We start from the raw sequence: 18,174 nt of genomic DNA on the forward strand, positions 1-18,174 counted from the left end.
GTTCTTGGTCGTCTTCGTGCAACGTCCGGGAGTCACCCCGATGATTCCCGCCCGGGCAACCTTTAGCCCCGGATCGGGTGCCCGATCGGGCCCCCGGTCACCCTCCGGAGAGGACCCGCACCAGGTCCTCGGCCGTACGGCACCGGTCGAGCAGCTCTTTCACGTGGTTGCGGGTGCCGCGCAGCGGCTCCAGCGTCGGCACCCGTTGCAGAGAGTCACGGCCCGGCAGATCGAAGATCACCGAGTCCCAGGAGGCGGCCGCCACGTCGTCCGCGTACTGCTCCAGGCACCGGCCGCGGAAGTACGCCCGGGTGTCCTCCGGGGGCGCCTGCGCCGCCCGCGCGACCTCGGCGTCCGTCAGCAGCCGCTGCATCTTGCCGCGGGCCGCCAGGCGGTTGTAGAGGCCCTTGTCGGGCCGTACGTCGGCGTACTGGAGGTCGACCAGGTGGAGCCGGGGCGCGTCCCAGTCCACGCCGTCCCGGCGCCGGTAGCCCTCCATCAGCTCCCGCTTGGCCACCCAGTCCAGCTCGCCGGACAGGCTCATCGGGTCGTGCTCCAGGCGCCCCAGAACGTCCTCCCAGCGGGCCAGGACGTCCTTGGTCTGCTCGTCGGCGTCCGCGCCGAGCCGGTCCTCCACGTACTTGCGCGCCAGCTCGAAGTACTCCATCTGGAGTTGTACGGCGGTCAGCGTCCGGCCGCTGCGCAGCGTGATCAGCCGGCGCAGCGTCGGGTCGTGGGAGACCTGGTGAAGGGTGCGTACGGGCTGGTCGACGGCGAGATCCACGGCGATGAAGCCGTCCTCGATCATGGACAGGACCAGTGCGGTGGTGCCCAGCTTGAGGTACGTGGAGATCTCGGAGAGGTTCGCGTCCCCGATGATCACGTGCAGCCGGCGGTACTTCTCGGCGTCCGAGTGCGGCTCGTCGCGGGTGTTGATGATGGGGCGCTTGAGCGTGGTCTCCAGACCGACCTCGACCTCGAAGTAATCGGCGCGCTGGCTGATCTGGAAGCCGTGCTCGTGGCCGTCCTGGCCGATGCCGACGCGGCCGGCGCCGGCGTAGACCTGGCGGGAGACGAAGAAGGGCGTCAGGTGGCGCACGATGTCCGAGAACGGGGTCTCCCGCTTCATCAGGTAGTTCTCGTGCGTGCCGTACGAGGCGCCCTTGTTGTCGGTGTTGTTCTTGTACAGGTGGATGGGCTGGGCGCCGGGGACCTGGGCCGCGCGCTCGGCGGCCTCGGCCATGATGCGCTCGCCGGCCTTGTCCCAGAGCACCGCGTCGCGCGGGTTGGTGACCTCCGGCGAGCTGTACTCCGGGTGCGCGTGGTCGACGTACAGGCGTGCCCCGTTGGTGAGGATCACGTTGGCCAGCCCGATGTCCTCGTCGGTGAGCTGGCTGGCGTCGGCGTTCTCGCGGGCGAGGTCGAAGCCTCGGGCGTCCCGCAGCGGGTTCTCCTCCTCGAAGTCCCAGCGGGCGCGTCGCGCCCGGTGCATCGCCGCCGCGTAGGCGTTGACGACCTGGGACGAGGTGAGCATGGCATTGGCGTTCGGGTGGCCGGGGACGGAGATCCCGTACTCCGTCTCGATTCCCATTACTCGCCGTACGGTCATGCGGCCCTCCTTGCCCGGCGGCGCCCCCGGATGGGGTCGGCGCTCAAGTACCGCTGCGCTTCCGGTCCGTGTGCGGCCCCCGCTTCCGCAGTGCGTGACGCGGCGGTACCGAAGAGCCTAGAACGCCTTTGCGGCGCTGGGGAGATCATTACAGTCATTGCTCCAGTCCGGTTCTTACCTGCTGAGTCGCTGCGTTCCGGGGGATCACCCCCGTAGCCCCGGAAAAGCGTCCGGCTGCGGACGCCCCGTGCAGGACATCCGCAGCCGGTCAGCGGTGTTACAGGTATTGGCCGGTATTCGCCACCGTGTCGATGGAGCGGCCGGTGTCCGCGCCCTGCTTGCCGGTGACCAGGGTGCGGATGTAAACGATCCGCTCGCCCTTCTTGCCGGAGATGCGGGCCCAGTCGTCCGGGTTGGTGGTGTTGGGCAGGTCCTCGTTCTCCTTGAACTCGTCCACGCACGCCTGGAGCAGGTGGGAGACGCGAAGGCCCTTCTGGTTGTGTTCGAGGAATGCCTTGATGGCCATCTTCTTGGCGCGGCCCACGATGTTTTCGATCATCGCGCCGGAGTTGAAGTCCTTGAAGTAGAGGACTTCCTTGTCACCATTGGCGTAGGTGACCTCCAGGAAGCGGTTCTCCTCGGACTCCGCGTACATCTGCTCGACGACCGACTGGATCATCGCGCCGACCGCGGCCTTGCGGGAGCCGCCGTGCTCGCCGAGGTCGTCGGCGTGCAGCGGGAGGTTCTCCGTGAGGTACTTCGAGAAGATGTCCTTGGCGGCCTCGGCGTCCGGACGCTCGATCTTGATCTTGACGTCCAGCCGGCCGGGGCGCAGGATCGCCGGGTCGATCATGTCCTCGCGGTTCGAGGCGCCGATGACGATGACGTTCTCCAGGCCCTCCACACCGTCGATCTCGGAGAGCAGCTGGGGGACGATGGTGTTCTCCACGTCCGAGCTGACCCCGGAGCCGCGGGTGCGGAAGAGGGAGTCCATCTCGTCGAAGAAGACGATGACGGGGGTGCCCTCGCTCGCCTTCTCCCGGGCCCGCTGGAAGACCAGGCGGATGTGCCGCTCGGTCTCGCCGACGTACTTGTTCAGCAGCTCGGGGCCCTTGATGTTGAGGAAGAAACTCTTCCCCGCGGGCTTGCCGGTCACCTCGGCGACCTTCTTGGCGAGCGAATTGGCCACCGCCTTGGCGATGAGCGTCTTGCCGCAGCCGGGCGGCCCGTAGAGCAACACGCCCTTGGGCGGGCGCAGTTCGTGCTCCTTGAACAGGTCCGGGTAGAGGTACGGGAGCTCGACCGCGTCGCGGATCAGTTCGATCTGGCCGCCCAGACCGCCGATCTTCGTGTAGTCGATGTCCGGGACCTCTTCGAGGACGAGCTCTTCGACCTCGCTCTTGGGGATGACCTCGTAGACGTAGCCGGAGCGCGGTTCCAGGAGCAGGGCGTCGCCGGGGCGGATGGTGATGTCCAGCAGCGGCTCGGCGAGCCTCACCACCCGCTCCTCGTCGGTGTGCCCGATGACCAGGGCGCGCTCGCCGTCCTCCAGGATCTCCTTGAGGGTGACGATGTCCCCGGCGTTCTCGTACTCCATGGCCTCGACCACGTTGAGCGCCTCGTTGAGCATGACCTCCTGGCCACGCCGCAGCTCGTCGAGGTCGACGCTCGGGCTGACGTTCACCCGGAGTTTTCGGCCTCCGGTGAAGATGTCGGCCGTGCCGTCCTCGTTCGCCTGCAGGAAGACGCCGAAGCCGGCCGGCGGCTGTGCGAGCCGGTCGACCTCCTCCTTGAGGGCGACGATCTGGTCGCGCGCCTCGCGCAGCGTATTGGCGAGTCGCTCGTTCTGTGCCGAAACGCCGGCCAGGTTGGTCTGCAGCTCGACGATCCGCTCTTCGAGAATCCTCGTGTGACGCGGAGAGTCGGCGAGCTTGCGTCGCAGGACGGCGATCTCCTGCTCGAGATAGGCAACCTGGCCGGCAGGGTCGTCAGACCCCCGCCCCGGCCGGATGCCGCGGTTGATGTCGTCGTCGTGGGCTGCCACGGTCCTCACCTCCTCCAAGGGGAGCTGGACGCTTCCTGACCCTACCTGGGCCGGTGCAGGTTGAAACCCCTAGATCGAAAAGACTGTCGGGGCGTGTCCGATCTTCACCCTTGCGCACGTCCTCACCTCAGGGGGATACCCACCCAACAACATCAGAAAGCGGACGGTTGTATCGTCGAGACGGTCAACACCCGTCAGGGTGGGCCCCATTTGATTCACGTACGCAGGAACGGCAGGCGAGATGACGGCGCAGGACCAAGCACTGGAGGTCTGGATCGACCAGGACCTCTGCACCGGCGACGGCATCTGTGCGCAGTACGCGCCGGAGGTCTTCGAACTCGACATCGACGGTCTGGCCTATGTGAAGAGCGCCGACGACGAGCTGCTGCAGGAGAAGGGGGCCACCACCCCCGTTCCCCTGCCGCTGCTCAACGACGTACGGGACTCCGCGAAGGAGTGCCCGGGCGACTGTATCCACGTGCGCCGCGTCGCGGACCAGGTGGAGGTCTACGGCCCGGACGCGGAGTAGACCCAGTGTGACGGATCACACACCCGCGGTGTCGGACGAGGCGGGAAGTTCGCTCTGGACGAACTTCCCGCCTTTCCATTGCCACTTGGTCGGCTTGCGCTCGTCCGGGCAGCAGCGCGGCACCGCGTCCGAGGAGTAGCCCAGGAGGGTTGCGGTGATCACACCGCCGCGTACGGCGAAGCCCTCGACGCTGCGCTGCTGTGCGGGCGCGAGGAGGGTCGCGGCGACCCGCGGGGCGCCCTTGCCCGCCGGGGGCCCGGCGAGGACGTAGACGCCGCTGGGCGGCGTGCCCGTCTCGGTGTGGCAGCGGACCACGGCGACCGTCTCGGGGCTGCCGTCGCCGTCGAGGTCGCCGGTGGCGCTGCCGACCACGTCGAGGCGGTTGGGGCCGCAGTCGACCGGATAAGCGGCGGCACGCGGGTCGGGGGCCGGGCCGGCGGCGGCGCGGGCGCCGGGGGCGGCGGTGGCCGTGGCGTCGGGGGGCTGGACGAAGGACGCGGTCGCGACGACCGCCGCGAGGGCGGCGGCGGTGGCGAGCCAGTGCAGGGCGCGGGTGCGGGTGTGCGGGAGGTCCTGGCCTGCCGTGAGCTGCACGCGGGGTAACTCCTGTGAAGAGCTGTGGCGGTGGGAGTGCCCAGCATCGTTCCACAGGGCGGGCCGCCGGGGAACACTCGGGCGGGGCATCGCCCCTGGAACGAAGCGGCGCCGCCGGCGGTTCCCGGCGGGCGGGAACTCGTCGGCGGCGCCGGACGGTTCAAAGTGCGTGCGGTTCCGGTGGTGCGAGCGGTGCGCCGGCCGGGCTCCGCCGGTGTGCGTACCGCGGGCCGGTCGGCGTGCGGGCCGCGGGTCAGCCGCGCTCCGCGCCTCCGCTGGAGCTGCCGGGACCGGTGTAGTCGTCGCCGTACGCGCCCTTGGCCGGACGCCGCCGGCGCAGCGGCGGCTCGACGCCGTCCGCGAGGCGGCGGGCGGTCAGCAGGAAGCCGGTGTGGCCGATCATGCGGTGGTCGGGGCGGACGGCGAGGCCCTCGACGTGCCAGGTGCGGACCATGGTCTCCCAGGCCGACGGCTCGTTGAAGGTGCCGTGCTCGCGGATGGCCTCGACGGTGCGGGCCAGCTGCGTCGTCGTCGCCACGTACGCGCACAGGATGCCGCCCGGGACGAGCGCCTTGGAGACGGCCTCCAGGCACTCCCAGGGGGCGAGCATGTCCAGGATGACCCGGTCGACGTCCGTGTCGGAGAGGTTGTCCTGGAGGTCACCGACGGTGAGCGTCCACGCCGGGTGCGGACCGCCGAAGTAGCGCTCGACGTTCTGCGTGGCGATCTCGGCGAAGTCGGCGCGCCGCTCGTAGCTGTGCAGCATGCCCTGGTCGCCGATGGCGCGCAGCAGGAAGCTGCTGAGCGAGCCGGAGCCCACCCCCGCCTCGACGACGCGCGCGCCGGGGAAGATGTCGGCCATCGCCAGGATCTGCCCCGCGTCCTTGGGGTAGACCACGGCGGCGCCGCGGGGCATGGACAGGACGTAGTCGGGGAGCAGCGGGCGCAGCGCGAGGTAGGCGACGTTCCCGGTGGTACGGACAACACTGCCCTCGGGAGCACCGATCAGCTCGTCGTGGGGGAAGGCTCCCTTGTGGGTGTGGAAGCTCTTGCCCTCTTCGAGCGTGAACGTGTAGTGGCGTCCCTTGGGGTCGGTGAGCTGGACCTGGTCCCCGACCTTGAAGGGCCCGCGACGGCGGGCGGCACCGGTCGGTTCGGACATGTGACCAGCCTACCGGGCGCGGGGAGCGGTCAGTACCAAGAGGAGGAGCGGGGGCGGGCCAGGGGCGGAGGGCCGGGGGTGGGGGCGGGTGGGGCGGGGGCGGGGCGCAGGCCGTCTACAGGGGGAATCGAACGTGATCGTTCCCCCGACAGGGGCTTACCCAAGGGCGGCGGGCGGGAAGCACGTGGGGCCCGAGACGGGCCGGGCAGAGAGGACGGCGGGCGGAGGCCGCGGGCCTGGGGGGCAGGCCGGGGCGGTGGGTCTGGGGGCAGGCCGGGGCGGCGGGCCGGAGCCGGGGCGGCGGAGGGCCGGGCCGGGGGGCGGGCCGGGGAGGGCGGCGGGCCACCTACAGGGCGAATCGAACGTGATCGTTCCCCCGACGGGGGCTTACCCGGGGTGGGGTGGGTGAAGCCTCGGCGTGGGGGGTTCCGGGTCAGGACGGGCGGGCCATGGCGGCGACGAAGGCGCGCTCCACGTCGGCGGTGGACAGGACGCCGTAGATCTCGCCGGTCTCCTCGACCACCAGGTATTCGGTGGCAGGGGTGGCGCGCAGGTAGTCCAGGAGGTCCTCGCCCGCGAGCTCCGCGGAGACCCGCATGCCGTCCTTCAGGTCCTGGGCCAGGCCGCTGACGGCGACCCAGGGGCGGCGGTGTTCGGGCACGCCGACGATGGCGGTCTCCCGGACGACGGCGGTGGGCCGGCCCTGACGGTCCACGACGACCAGGGCGCGGGCGCCCGCGTCGTTGGCGCGGCGCAGGGCCTCGGACAGCGGCGTGTCGGCCTCGACCGGGACGGCGCGCCGGGTGAGGGTACGGGCCTGGAGGTCCGGCAGGCGTTCGCGCAGCCGGGCCATGCGCAGGCTGTTGCCCGCGCCGGTCCAGATGATCGCGGCGAGGATCGCGGCGAGCAGGGCGTCGGTGATCGAGTCGGCGCCGCCGAGGTCCGTGGGGGCGTTGCCCAGGGCGCCGGTGTGAGTGAGCAGCGGCAGGCCGATCAGGACCGTCATGGCGAGCGCGCGGCCGACCCAGGCGGCGGCGACGGTGCCGGTCATCGGCCTGCCGGTGATCTTCCACACGACGGCACGGAGCATCCGGCCGCCGTCCAGCGGGAGGCCGGGGAGCAGGTTGAAGACGGCGACGATGAGGTTGGAGATCATCAGTCCGGCGAGCAGCACGCCCGGTACGGTGCCGGGCTCGACCAGCTTCATACCGCCGTAGAAGACGCCCGCCAGGACGAGGGAGAGCAGCGGGCCGACGAAGGCGAGGACGAACTCGCGGCCGGGGGTCTCGGACTCCTTCTCGATCTCGGAGACGCCGCCGAAGAACTGGAGCTGGATGCGGCGCACCGGGAGCTTGAAGCGCAGCGCGGCGATGGTGTGCGCCAGCTCGTGCACCAGCACGGACGCGTAGAAGGCGACGGCGAAGAAGAGCGAGACGAGGTAGCGGGCGGCGCCCAGCTCCGGCAGGATCCGTTCGAGCTGGCCGCCGAAGACCCAGGTGATCAGCGCGGCGACGATGAACCAGCTGGGCGCCACATAGACCGGTACGCCGAAGAGGCGGCCCATGAGGATGCCGCCGCCGGTGCGCCGGCCCGGTGGGGTCTTGGGGGGCTGCCGCTTGGAGGGGCGGTTCCCGGACGGCCGCGTGCGGCCGGTGCCGCGGGCCGGGTCGGACGGTCCGGGCGGGTTGGGCGGTTGGGGGTGCGCGGACTCCTCGGGGTCCTGCGACTTCCCACTCTCGTCCACGGCGTCCCCTCGTCGATTGCGGCCTTCGCTCCTGCCCGTCCGGTTCCGGTCCGGTACGGCATGTCGATCATGCAGGGCGAAAGGGTCTGGCGTCGATGGTATGCGGAACGCTTCGCGACGCCCGTCCCGGTCTCCCATTGTGATCCCTCGCTCGCCGGAGCTGTCAGTGGCGGGCCGTAGGCTCGGGTGTCATGGGAACGAGCACCGAGAAGGCCGGGCCGGACGCCGCGGGCGTGGCCGACGGGCAGAACGGCACCGGCGGAGCCGGGGCGGCCGGCGGGACCGGCGAGGCCCGGGCGGCCGGTGAAGGCGGGGCGGCCTGCGCGGCCGGGCCGACCGGCGGAGCCGGTGTGACCGAGGGAGCCGGTGTGACCGACGGGGCCGGTGTGACCGACGGGGCCGGTGTGACCGACGGGGCCGACGGGGCTGCTCCGGCCGTCGCCCCGGCCCCCATCCCGGGCGGCGCCCACGGCACCTCCGTAGCCGTACCTCCGCCCGCCACCGCCCCGGACAGCTCCACGCGGGAGCCCACCCCGGACCACACCACACGGGACACCACCACCACGCCCAGCGGCACCCCCCAGTCCGGCGCTCCGGGCTCCCCCTCCCCCGCCGCCCGTCCCGTCTCGCTCTCGCCGTCGCGGGCGGGGGACTTCATGCAGTGTCCGTTGCTGTACCGCTTCCGTGTGATCGACAAGCTGCCGGAGAAGCCGAGCGCCGCGGCCACGCGCGGAACGGTGGTGCATGCGGTGCTGGAGCGGCTGTTCGACGCCCCGGCCGCGGAGCGTACGGCGGTCGGCGCGCGGGCGATGGTGCCGGGCGAGTGGGAGAAGCTGCTGGCGAAGCGGCCGGAGCTGGCCGGGCTGTTCGCGGACGATCCGGCGGGCGAGCGGCTGGCCGCATGGCTGGCGGACGCCGAGGCGCTGGTGGAGCGGTGGTTCACGCTGGAGGACCCGACGCGCCTGGAGCCCGCCGACCGCGAGCTGTACGTGGAGACGGTGCTGGACTCGGGCCTGCGGCTGCGCGGCTTCATCGACCGGGTGGACGTGGCGCCGACGGGCGAGGTGCGGCTCGTCGACTACAAGACCGGCAAGGCGCCCCGCCCTGAGTACGCCGACGGCCCGCTGTTCCAGATGAAGTTCTACGCGCTGGTGATGTGGCGGCTGCGCGGCCTGGTGCCGCGCCGGCTCCAGCTGGTGTACCTGGGCAGCGGCGACGTGCTGACGTACGACCCGACCGAGGCGGATCTGCTGGGCGTGGAGCGCAAGCTGCTGGCGCTGTGGGACGCCATCCAGCGGGCGACCGCGACCGGCGACTGGCGTCCGCGCCGTACGAAGCTGTGCGGCTGGTGCGACCACCAGGCGGTGTGCCCGGAATTCGGCGGCACTCCCCCGCCGTATCCGCTGCCGGTCCCGGGCCCGGCGGGGACGCTCCCTGTGGCGGCGTCCGGGGACGGGCAGGGCAGAATGGACCTGGTCTAACGAAGGAGTTCCTGTGGCAATCCGCGTCCTGCTGGTCGACGACCAGCCGCTGCTGCGTACCGGCTTCCGGATGATTCTGGAGGCCGAGCAGGATCTCGCGGTCGTCGGCGAGGCCGGTGACGGCCTGCAGGCACTGGAGCAGGTGCGGGCGTTGCAGCCCGACGTGGTGCTGATGGACATCCGGATGCCGCGGATGGACGGGGTCGAGGCGACCCGGCAGATCACCGGCCCGGCGAAGGACGGTCCGGCGAAGGTGCTGGTGCTGACCACGTTCGACCTGGACGAGTACGTGGTCGAGGCGCTGCGCGCGGGGGCCAGCGGCTTCCTGCTGAAGGACGCGCCGGCCCAGGAGCTGGTGCAGGCGATCCGGGTGGTCGCGGCGGGCGAGGCGATGCTGGCGCCGAGCATCACGCGCCGGCTGCTGGACAAGTACGCGGGTCACCTGCCGTCCGGTGAGGAGCCGGTGCCGGACACGCTGCACACCCTCACGGAGCGTGAGGTGGAGGTGCTGAAGCTGGTGGCGCGTGGCCTGTCGAACGCGGAGATCGCCGCGGACCTGTTCGTGAGCGAGACGACGGTCAAGACGCACGTCGGCCACGTGCTGACGAAGCTGGGGCTGCGCGACCGGGTGCAGGCCGCGGTGTACGCGTACGAGAGCGGGCTGGTGCGCCCCGGCGCCCAGTAGGCCCAGTAGTCCATCTCGCCCACGGCCACGCCCCGGCGCCCGGTGGCCCCCCGCAGACGGCGACGCCCCGGCCCGTCCCGCTCTCCAGGAGCGGCGGCGGGCCGGGGCGTGTGCGCGAGGGGCGTCAGCCCTTGCTGATCTCCCAGAAGCGGAAGACCGTGGAGGCGTCCAGCGTCCACTGGAGACCGGCGATGTTGTCGCGGGCGACGGCGTACTGCTTGCCCTGCCACACCGGTATGACGGGCAGGTCCTCGGCGACGATGTCCTGCATCTCGCGGAAGGCGGCCTTGGTGGCCTGCCGGTCGGGCTGGCCGGCGGTGCCGGGCAGCAGCTTGGCGGTGATGCGCTTGGCGTCGTAGTTGTTGTTGAGGACGTTGTCCTTGCCGAAGAACGGCTGGGTGAAGTTGTCCGGGTCCGGGTAGTCCGGGACCCAGCCCTTGACGTACACGCCGTACTTCCCGGCCTCGACGCCCTTCTCGAACTCGTCGATGGGCACGCTCTTGACCTTGGCGTCGAAGAGGCCGCTGGCGTTGAGCTGCTGGGCGATCTCCTGGAAGGCCGGGACGGTGCCGGGGCCGTAGCGGACGGGGGTGGCCCAGAGGGTGAGCGGCACCTTCTTGTTGGTGTAGCCGGCCTCGCGCAGGGCGGCGGCGGCCTTGTCGGGCTGCGGCCGGTCGCCGTAGTTGGCGAAGAAGGCCGTGTTGTGGCCGGTGATGCCCGCGGGGACGATCGAGTACAGCGGGGTGGCGGTCCGCTTGTAGACGTCCCGGACCAGCGTGGAGCGGTCCAGGAGGTGGGCGATGGCCTTGCGGACGCCGAGCTTGCCGACGACCGGGTCGTGCATGTTGAAGACGAGGTGCATGACCTCGGCGCTGGTGCCCTCGACGACCTGGATGCCGTGCTTCCGGCTCTCGGCCCCCTGCTCCAGCGAGGCGATGTCCTTCATGGCCAGGCCGCGGTAGGCGAGGTCGATGGAGCCGTCCTGGACCGCCTTCTTCAGCTTGTCCTCGCTGTTGAAGAACTTCATGGTCATGCCGGAGTTCTTGAGCCGGGCGGGGCCCTTGTAGGAGCTGTTGACGCCGAAGACCGCTTCCTCGGAGTCGTAGTCCTCCAGGGTGTAGACGCCGGAGCCGGCGGCCTTGTTGTCGGTGCGCAGCTTGTCGGCCGGGTACTCGCGGTGGTCGACGATGGAGCCGGCACCGGAGGCGATCTTCATGGGGAAGGTCGCGTCGGGGGCCTTGAGGCGGAAGACGACGGTCTTGGCGTCCGGGGCCTCGATCTTGTCGACGGCGGCGAACATCACGGCCGGGCCGCGCTTGTCGTTGATGCGCTTGATCCGGTCGAAGGAGAACTTGACGTCCTCGGAGGTCAGCGGGTGGCCGTTGCTGAACTTCAGGCCGTCCTGGAGGGTGCACTTGTAGACGGTGCTGCCGCCCTCGACGAAGCCGCAGGACTCGGCGGCCTCCGGTTCGGGGGACGTGCTGCCCTTGGGGAAACTCAGCAACGACTGGAAGACGTTGTTGAACAGCAGCCAGGAGACCGGGTCGTAGCCGGCCGCGGGGTCGGTGGAGACGACCTTGTCGGTCATGCCCATCACCACGGGTTCCCCGGTCCCGGCACCCTCGCCCTCACCGGATCCGCAGCCGCTGAGCAGGGCGGCGACGAGCCCTGCCCCCAGCGGTGCGGCCAGCCACTGGTCGCGTTTCCTCACGTGCGTGTTCCTCACAGTCGTATGGCGGTGAAGCGTTGTGATCCGCGCCGGCGGGATGCCGGTGTCGGTGGTACCGGCGGTGTGCCGTCATCGGTCGTGGTGGTGCGCGCCGTCGGGTGCGGCAGCCGGCCGGCGCGCGGGGCGCCGGCCGGAGGTCGTCGTCAGTTGCTGCTCACTCCGCGGGCGAGCTCCCAGATCTGCAGGGCCGAGGAGGAGTTCAGGGCCCACTCGGCGCCGGTGATGTCGTCGCGGGCGGCGACGTACTGCTTGCCCTGCCACAGCGGCAGGACGGGCACCTCGTCCGCGATGATGTCCTGGGCCTGCTTGAACTGCTCGGCGGCGGAGTTCCGGTCGGTCTGCTGCCGGGTGCCGGGGATCAGCTGGGTCTCGATCTTGTTGTTGCGGTACGGGGAGTTGAGGAAGTTCCCCTTGCCGATGAACGGCGCGATGTAGTTGTCCGCGTCGGGGAGGTCGGCGAACCAGCCCATACCGTAGGCGGCGTACTTGCCCTCGGACTGCTCCTTGCGGAACTGCTGCCAGTTGCCGACGCCCTTGATGGTGACGTCGAACAGGCCGCTCTTGTCGAGCTGGCTCTTGAGCTCCTCGAACTCCTTGACGGTGCTGGAGCCGTAGTGCGCCGTGGTGTAGGTGAGGGTGAGCTTCACCGGGGTGGTGATGTGCGCCTGCTGGAGGATCTTGCGGGCGGCGGGGACGCTCGGGTTGCCGTACTTGGTGAAGAACGAGTTGATGTGGCCGGTGAGGCCCTTGGGGACCAGGGAGTACAGCGGGTCACCGGTGTAGGCGTACACGTCGCGTACCAGCGCGGAGCGGTTGACCAGCTGGGCGATGGCCTGCCGGACGGCCTTGTCGGAGACCGACGGGTCGTCGGTGTTGAAGGCGAGGTAGCGGATCTCGGAGCCGGGTACCGCCGTCAGGGTGACGTGCTCGTTCCGGGCGTTCTCCAGGCCCTTGACCTGGTCGGGCGCCAGGCTGCGGTTCATCAGGTCGATGTCGCCCTTGCGGAGGGCCTTCTCCATGCCTTCGGAGTTGTCGAAGAACTTCATCTCGACGGTGGAGTTCTTCACCTCGATCCCGCCCTTGTAGTCGGGATTCTTGGTGAAGACGGCTTTGCTGACGCGCTGTCCGCTGTGCTCGACCTTGACGGTGTACGGGCCGGAGCCGGTCACCTCGAAGCCCTTGAGAAGGCCCTTCTTCGGATAGACCTCGCTGTCGACGATGGCGGCGGCCGGGGTGGCGAGCTTCTGCGGGAAGGTGGCGTCCGGCTTCTTCAGGTGGAAGACCACCTCGGATTCGCTGGGCGTCTCCACCTTGTCGACGTTGTCCACCAGGGAGATGGGGCCGCGGTCGTACTTGATGGCCAGCATCCGGTCGATGGAGTACTTCACGTCCTTGGCCGTGAGGGCGTGCCCGTTGGTGAACTTCAGGCCGTCGCGGAGTTTGCAGCGGTACTGCTCGTTCTGGGTGTCCCGGAAGCCGCAGGACTCGGCGGCCTCGGGCACCGGCGCGGTGCCGGTCCGCGGCAGGCGCATCAGCGTCTGCAGGGTTCCGCGCAGCACGTTCCACGCGTCGACGTCGTACGCCTGCGCGGGGTCGAGCGGGGCGGGCGCGTCCTTGGTGGCCTCCAGTTGGGCGGTGGTCCCGACCTTGATCGGATTGCCGCCCTCGCCAGAGCCGTCCGAGCTGCCGCACGCGGCCAGCGCGGGGACGAGCAGACCGGCCAGGGCCGGCAGCACCAAGGTCTTGCGATTCATCGTCGGCAGGTTCCTTATCAGCGCAGAGGTGTTGCTCGCGATGACATTAGTAGGAACGGCCAGGGCGTCCGGGACACAACCAAGTTGAACGGATATCACGCCCGGATAACGGCCGCCAGGTAACCGATATCCGGACGCCGGAACGATTCGTACGTGCCTCCACCAATCCGGACACTTACCCCCATGAAAACCGGGAGAAAGCACCCCTGGAACGGTCGCGCACCAGGCTGTCGACGGGTCTGCGCGTGAGAAACGTCACTTCCGGATTGGGCCGATCGTGCGGGCGAATTCAGCCAGTGCATTCGTCACGGAAAATGAGCGGCCCGCTGCTGACAGTTTTCCCGGCGTTTTCGCCGGGCACGCTCGGTGTACGCGTCACCGGCCGTCCGTGATGAGGGACCGCAGAAATGGGAGATCGACTTCTTCGAGCGATCCGACGACGGTACGGCCGGTGCCGGGGCCGATCGGGGTCACCGACGGCACCGCGACGACCCGGCAGCCGGCCGCCTCCCCGGCCGTCACACCGGTGACGGTGTCCTCCACCACCGCGCACCGCCGCGGGTCCACACCGAGCCGGGCGGCGGCGGTCAGGTACGGGTCCGGGTGGGGCTTCGTACGGGGCAGGTCGTCGCCGGCCAGCGTCAGGTGGAAGTGCTCCGGGCCGAGCGAGGGCAGCATCCGGTCGATGACGGTGCGGTGCGAGGCGGAGACCAGGGCGGTGGGCACGCCGTGCGCGGCCAGCTCGGCCAGCAGCCGGCGGGCGCCGGGCATCAGCGGCACGCCGCGGGCGATCCGCTCCGCGAACCGGGCGTTGAGCAGCACCGTCAGCTCGTCCAGGCCGATGTCGGCGCCGGTCACGTCGATCAGGTACGCGGCGCTGCGCGTCATCGGCCCGCCGACGACGACCTGGCGGTGGTGGTCGTCCAGGACGTGGCCCAGCTCGGCGAAGACCGTGGCCTCCGCCTCCCACCAGAAGCCCTCGGTGTCGACGAGGGTGCCGTCCAGGTCGAGGAAGACGGCCTGGAGGACGGCGCCGTCGGCCGTGCGTGTGCCTACCGCGGGGATGCTGCTGGTCATCCGTGCACCTCCGTAGTCGAACGTCCCCGGAGGGACGAAAGGGCCGGCCGCCCTCCCGCGCGGGGAGGACGACCGGCCACTACCGGACCGACCAGTGTACGGCCGTGCGGGGTGACCCGCGTTGCCGTCGGCGGCATCCGGGGCTCCGCGGGCCCCGGCGTCACCGTGCGTTGAAGTACTTGGCCTCCGGGTGGTGGATGACGATCGCGTCGGTGGACTGCTCGGGGTGCAGCTGGAACTCCTCCGAGAGCTGGACGCCGATCCGCTCCGGCCGCAGCAGGTCGGCGATCTTGGCGCGGTCCTCCAGGTCGGGGCAGGCGCCGTAGCCCAGCGAGAAGCGGGCGCCGCGGTACTTCAGCGCGAACATGTCCTCGACGTCGGCCGGGTCCTCGCCGCCGAAGCCCAGCTCGGCGCGGACCCGGGCGTGCCAGTACTCGGCGAGCGCCTCGGCGAGCTGGACGGACAGGCCGTGCAGCTCCAGGTAGTCGCGGTAGGAGTCGGAGGCGAACAGTTCCGCGGTGGCCTCGCCGATCTTCGAGCCGACGGTGACGACCTGGAGGCCGACCACGTCCCGCTCGCCGGACTCCTCCGGGCGGAAGAAGTCGGCCAGGCACAGGCGCCGGCCGCGGCGCTGGCGCGGGAAGGTGAAGCGGGTGCGCTCGGTGCCGTCCTCGTTGAGCAGGATCAGGTCGTCGCCCTTGGAGTAGCAGGGGAAGTACCCGTGGACGACGGCGGCTTCCAGGAGGTTCTCGGTCTGGAGCTTGTCCAGCCAGCCGCGCAGCCGGGGCCGCCCCTCGGTCTCGGCGAGTTCCTCGTACGAGGGGCCGTCACCCGTACGGGCCTGCTTGAGGCCCCACTGCCCTTTGAACAGGGCGCCCTCGTCCAGCCAGGAGGCGTAGTCGGCGAGCTGGATGCCCTTGACGACGCGGGTGCCCCAGAAGGGCGGGGTGGGGACGGGGTTGTCGGTGGCCACGTCGGAGCGGACGGTGCCCTCCGACGGCTCCGGCTCGGCGATCTGCACGTCGCGCTTGGGGACGCGGCGCTGCTTGAGTTCGGGCAGGCTGGCGCCGGGCACGCCGCGCTTGACGGCGATCAGGGCGTCCATCAGGCGCAGGCCCTCGAAGGCGTCGCGGGCGTAGCGGACCTCGCCCTCGTAGATCTCGTGCAGGTCCTGCTCGACGTAGGCGCGGGTCAGGGCGGCGCCGCCGAGGATGACGGGGAAGTCGGCCGCCATCTTGCGCTGGTTGAGCTCCTCCAGGTTCTCCTTCATGATCACCGTGGATTTGACCAGGAGTCCGGACATGCCGATGACGTCGGCGCGGTGTTCCTCGGCGGCCTCCAGGATGGCCGAGACGGGCTGCTTGATGCCGAGGTTGACGACGTTGTAGCCGTTGTTCGACAGGATGATGTCGACGAGGTTCTTGCCGATGTCGTGCACGTCGCCGCGGACGGTCGCCAGCACGATGGTGCCCTTGCCCTCGGCGTCGGACTTCTCCATGTGCGGCTCCAGATAGGCCACCGCGGACTTCATGACCTCGGCGGACTGGAGCACGAACGGCAGCTGCATCTGACCGGAGCCGAACAGTTCGCCGACGACCTTCATGCCCTCCAGCAGCGTCTCGTTGACGATGTCCAGGGCGGGGCGCTCGGCGAGGGCCGCGTCCAGGTCGGCCTCCAGGCCGTTCTTCTCGCCGTCGATGATGCGGCGCCGCAGCCGCTCCTCCAGGGGCAGCGCGAGCAGTTCCTCGGCCTTGCCGGCCTTCAGCGACTTGGCGGTGGCCCCCTCGAAGAGCGCCATCAGCTTCTGCAGCGGGTCGTAGCCCTCGCTGCGGCGGTCGTAGATGAGGTCCAGCGCCGTGGTGACCTGCTCCTCCTCGAACCGCGCGATGGGCAGGATCTTCGACGCGTGCACGATGGCGGAGTCCAGCCCGGCCTTGACGCACTCGTCCAGGAAGACGGAGTTCAGCAGGATGCGCGCGGCCGGGTTCAGGCCGAAGGAGATGTTCGACAGGCCCAGCGTGGTCTGCACGTCCGGGTGACGGCGCTTCAGCTCCCGGATGGCCTCGATGGTGGCGATGCCGTCCTTGCGGGACTCCTCCTGCCCCGTGCAGATGGTGAAGGTCAGGGTGTCGATGAGGATGTCGGACTCGCGGATCCCCCAGTTGCCGGTGAGGTCGGCGATGAGCCGCTCGGCGATCTCGACCTTCTTCTCGGGGGTGCGGGCCTGGCCCTCCTCGTCGATGGTCAGCGCGATCAGCGCGGCGCCGTGCTCGGCGGCGAGCTCGGTGACCTTGGCGAAGCGGGACTCCGGCCCGTCGCCGTCCTCGTAGTTGACGGAGTTGATGACCGCGCGCCCGCCCAGCTTCTCCAGGCCCGCCCGGATGACGTCCACCTCGGTGGAGTCCAGCACGATGGGCAGGGTGGAGGCGGTGGCGAAGCGGCCGGCCAGTTCGCGCATGTCGGCGACGCCGTCCCGGCCCACGTAGTCCACGCACAGGTCGAGCATGTGCGCGCCCTCGCGGATCTGGTCGCGGGCCATCTCCACGCAGTCGTCCCAGCGGCCTTCCAGCATGGCCTCGCGGAACTTCTTGGAGCCGTTGGCGTTGGTGCGCTCGCCGATGGCCAGGTAGGAGGTGTCCTGGCGGAACGGGACGGTCTGGTAGAGCGAGGCGGCGCCCGGCTCGGGGCGCGGGTCGCGCCCGGTGGGGGCCGTGCCCCGTACCCGCTCGACGACCTGGCGCAGGTGCTCGGGGGTGGTGCCGCAGCAGCCGCCGACGAGCGAGAGCCCGTACTCGCCGACGAAGGTCTCCTGGGCGTCGGCCAGCTCTCCCGGGGTCAGCGGGTAGTGCGCGCCGTCCTTGCCGAGAACGGGCAGGCCGGCGTTGGGCATGCACGACAGCGGTACGCGGGCGTTGCGCGCGAGGTAGCGCAGGTGCTCGCTCATCTCGGCGGGGCCGGTGGCGCAGTTCAGGCCGATCATGTCGATGCCCAGCGGTTCCAGCGCGGTCAGCGCGGCGCCGATCTCCGAGCCGAGCAGCATGGTGCCGGTGGTCTCCACCGTCACCGAGCAGATGACCGGCAGATCGGTGCCGGTGGCGGCCAGGGCGCGGCGGGCGCCGAGGACGGCGGCCTTGGTCTGGAGCAGGTCCTGGGTGGTCTCGACGAGCAGCGCGTCGGCGCCACCGGCGATCATGCCCTCGGCGTTCTTCTGGTAGGCGTCGCGCAGGGTCACGTAGTCGACGTGGCCGAGGGTGGGCAGTTTGGTGCCGGGGCCCATGGAGCCGAGCACCCAGCGCTGCTGTCCGGTGGCGGCGGTGAACTCGTCGGCGACTTCGCGGGCGATGCGGGCGCCGGATTCGGACAGTTCGAAGACCCGTTCGGGGATGTCGTACTCGGCGAGCGCGGCGTGGTTGGCGCCGAAGGTGTTGGTCTCGACGCAGTCGACGCCGACCGCGAAGTACGCTTCGTGGACCGAGCGGACGATGTCCGGACGGGTGATGTTCAGGATCTCGTTGCAGCCCTCCAGCTGCTGGAAGTCCTCCATCGACGGGTCCTGCGCCTGGAGCATCGTGCCCATCGCCCCGTCGGCCACCACGACGCGGGAGGCGAGGGCCTCGCGCAGGGCCGTGGTACGGGATGTGCTCGTGGACGATGGCATGTACGAGGCCATGGAGGTGCTCCCCTGGTTGCGACGGCTGTCGGCTTTGCGTCTTCCGGTAGAAGGCGCACCCGGTCAGGGTAGCGGGCGGCGCCGTCCCGGGCCCGG

The 18,174-nt window shown here is 70.4% G+C and carries 12 protein-coding genes; 3 read left to right on the forward strand and 9 right to left on the reverse strand.

The annotated features are described in order from the left end of the window. Positions 1 to 97: 97 nt before the first annotated feature. Entirely contained in the window at positions 98 to 1,609 is a 1,512-nt protein-coding gene (gene dop / locus ACH4FX_RS26145) for a depupylase/deamidase Dop (protein WP_398482843.1), read from the reverse strand. A 277-nt stretch (positions 1,610 to 1,886) separates the two neighbouring features. Beyond that, entirely contained in the window at positions 1,887 to 3,653 is a 1,767-nt protein-coding gene (gene arc, locus ACH4FX_RS26150) for a proteasome ATPase (protein WP_398482845.1), read from the reverse strand. A gap of 241 nt (positions 3,654 to 3,894) precedes the next feature. Here arc and ACH4FX_RS26155 point away from each other — a divergent pair, with 241 nt between their 5' ends. Continuing rightward, positions 3,895 to 4,182: a ferredoxin gene (locus ACH4FX_RS26155; protein ID WP_398482847.1), complete on the forward strand. Its 288-nt coding sequence runs from the start codon at positions 3,895 to 3,897 to the stop codon at positions 4,180 to 4,182. 15 nt (positions 4,183 to 4,197) lie between these two features. Here the strand turns inward: ACH4FX_RS26155 and ACH4FX_RS26160 are convergent, their stop codons facing one another. The 3 genes from ACH4FX_RS26160 to ACH4FX_RS26170 all read right to left on the reverse strand — a co-directional run bounded on the left by ACH4FX_RS26160 (position 4,198) and on the right by ACH4FX_RS26170 (position 7,682). After that, complete coding sequence (locus ACH4FX_RS26160; protein WP_398482849.1) at positions 4,198 to 4,776, reverse strand: hypothetical protein; 579 nt, start codon at positions 4,774 to 4,776, stop codon at positions 4,198 to 4,200. A gap of 253 nt (positions 4,777 to 5,029) precedes the next feature. Continuing rightward, positions 5,030 to 5,938, reverse strand: a complete 909-nt coding sequence (locus ACH4FX_RS26165; protein WP_398347413.1) for a tRNA (adenine-N1)-methyltransferase — start codon at positions 5,936 to 5,938, stop codon at positions 5,030 to 5,032. Between the two features lie 433 nt (positions 5,939 to 6,371). Next, positions 6,372 to 7,682, reverse strand: coding sequence for a site-2 protease family protein (locus tag ACH4FX_RS26170; RefSeq protein WP_398482851.1), 1,311 nt, complete (start codon positions 7,680 to 7,682; stop codon positions 6,372 to 6,374). Between the two features lie 368 nt (positions 7,683 to 8,050). Between ACH4FX_RS26170 and ACH4FX_RS26175 the strand changes: the two genes are divergently transcribed. Continuing rightward, positions 8,051 to 9,163, forward strand: a complete 1,113-nt coding sequence (locus tag ACH4FX_RS26175) for a RecB family exonuclease (RefSeq protein WP_398483126.1) — start codon at positions 8,051 to 8,053, stop codon at positions 9,161 to 9,163. A gap of 13 nt (positions 9,164 to 9,176) precedes the next feature. Next, positions 9,177 to 9,848, forward strand: a complete 672-nt coding sequence (locus tag ACH4FX_RS26180; RefSeq protein ID WP_003981597.1) for a response regulator transcription factor — start codon at positions 9,177 to 9,179, stop codon at positions 9,846 to 9,848. Positions 9,849 to 9,972: 124 nt separating this feature from the next. On the opposite strand, the gene ACH4FX_RS26185 is transcribed toward ACH4FX_RS26180, so the two are convergent. The 4 genes from ACH4FX_RS26185 to metH form a co-directional block, all read right to left on the reverse strand. Then, positions 9,973 to 11,559, reverse strand: a complete 1,587-nt coding sequence (locus ACH4FX_RS26185; RefSeq protein WP_398482853.1) for an ABC transporter substrate-binding protein — start codon at positions 11,557 to 11,559, stop codon at positions 9,973 to 9,975. A 161-nt stretch (positions 11,560 to 11,720) separates the two neighbouring features. Continuing rightward, the gene (locus ACH4FX_RS26190; protein ID WP_398482855.1) at positions 11,721 to 13,331 is read right to left on the reverse strand and encodes an ABC transporter substrate-binding protein; all 1,611 of its coding nucleotides are present in this window, start codon (positions 13,329 to 13,331) and stop codon (positions 11,721 to 11,723) included. Between the two features lie 375 nt (positions 13,332 to 13,706). Further along, positions 13,707 to 14,408, reverse strand: coding sequence for an HAD family hydrolase (locus ACH4FX_RS26195; RefSeq protein ID WP_398482857.1), 702 nt, complete (start codon positions 14,406 to 14,408; stop codon positions 13,707 to 13,709). A gap of 160 nt (positions 14,409 to 14,568) precedes the next feature. Next, on the reverse strand, positions 14,569 to 18,078 hold the full coding sequence (gene metH, locus ACH4FX_RS26200; protein ID WP_398482859.1) for a methionine synthase: 3,510 nt from the start codon (positions 18,076 to 18,078) through the stop codon (positions 14,569 to 14,571). Positions 18,079 to 18,174 lie beyond the last annotated feature (96 nt).

The sequence above is a fragment of the Streptomyces sp. NPDC018019 genome, assembly GCF_044327805.1.
In the GTDB taxonomy this organism is placed as follows: Bacteria; Actinomycetota; Actinomycetes; order Streptomycetales; family Streptomycetaceae; genus Streptomyces.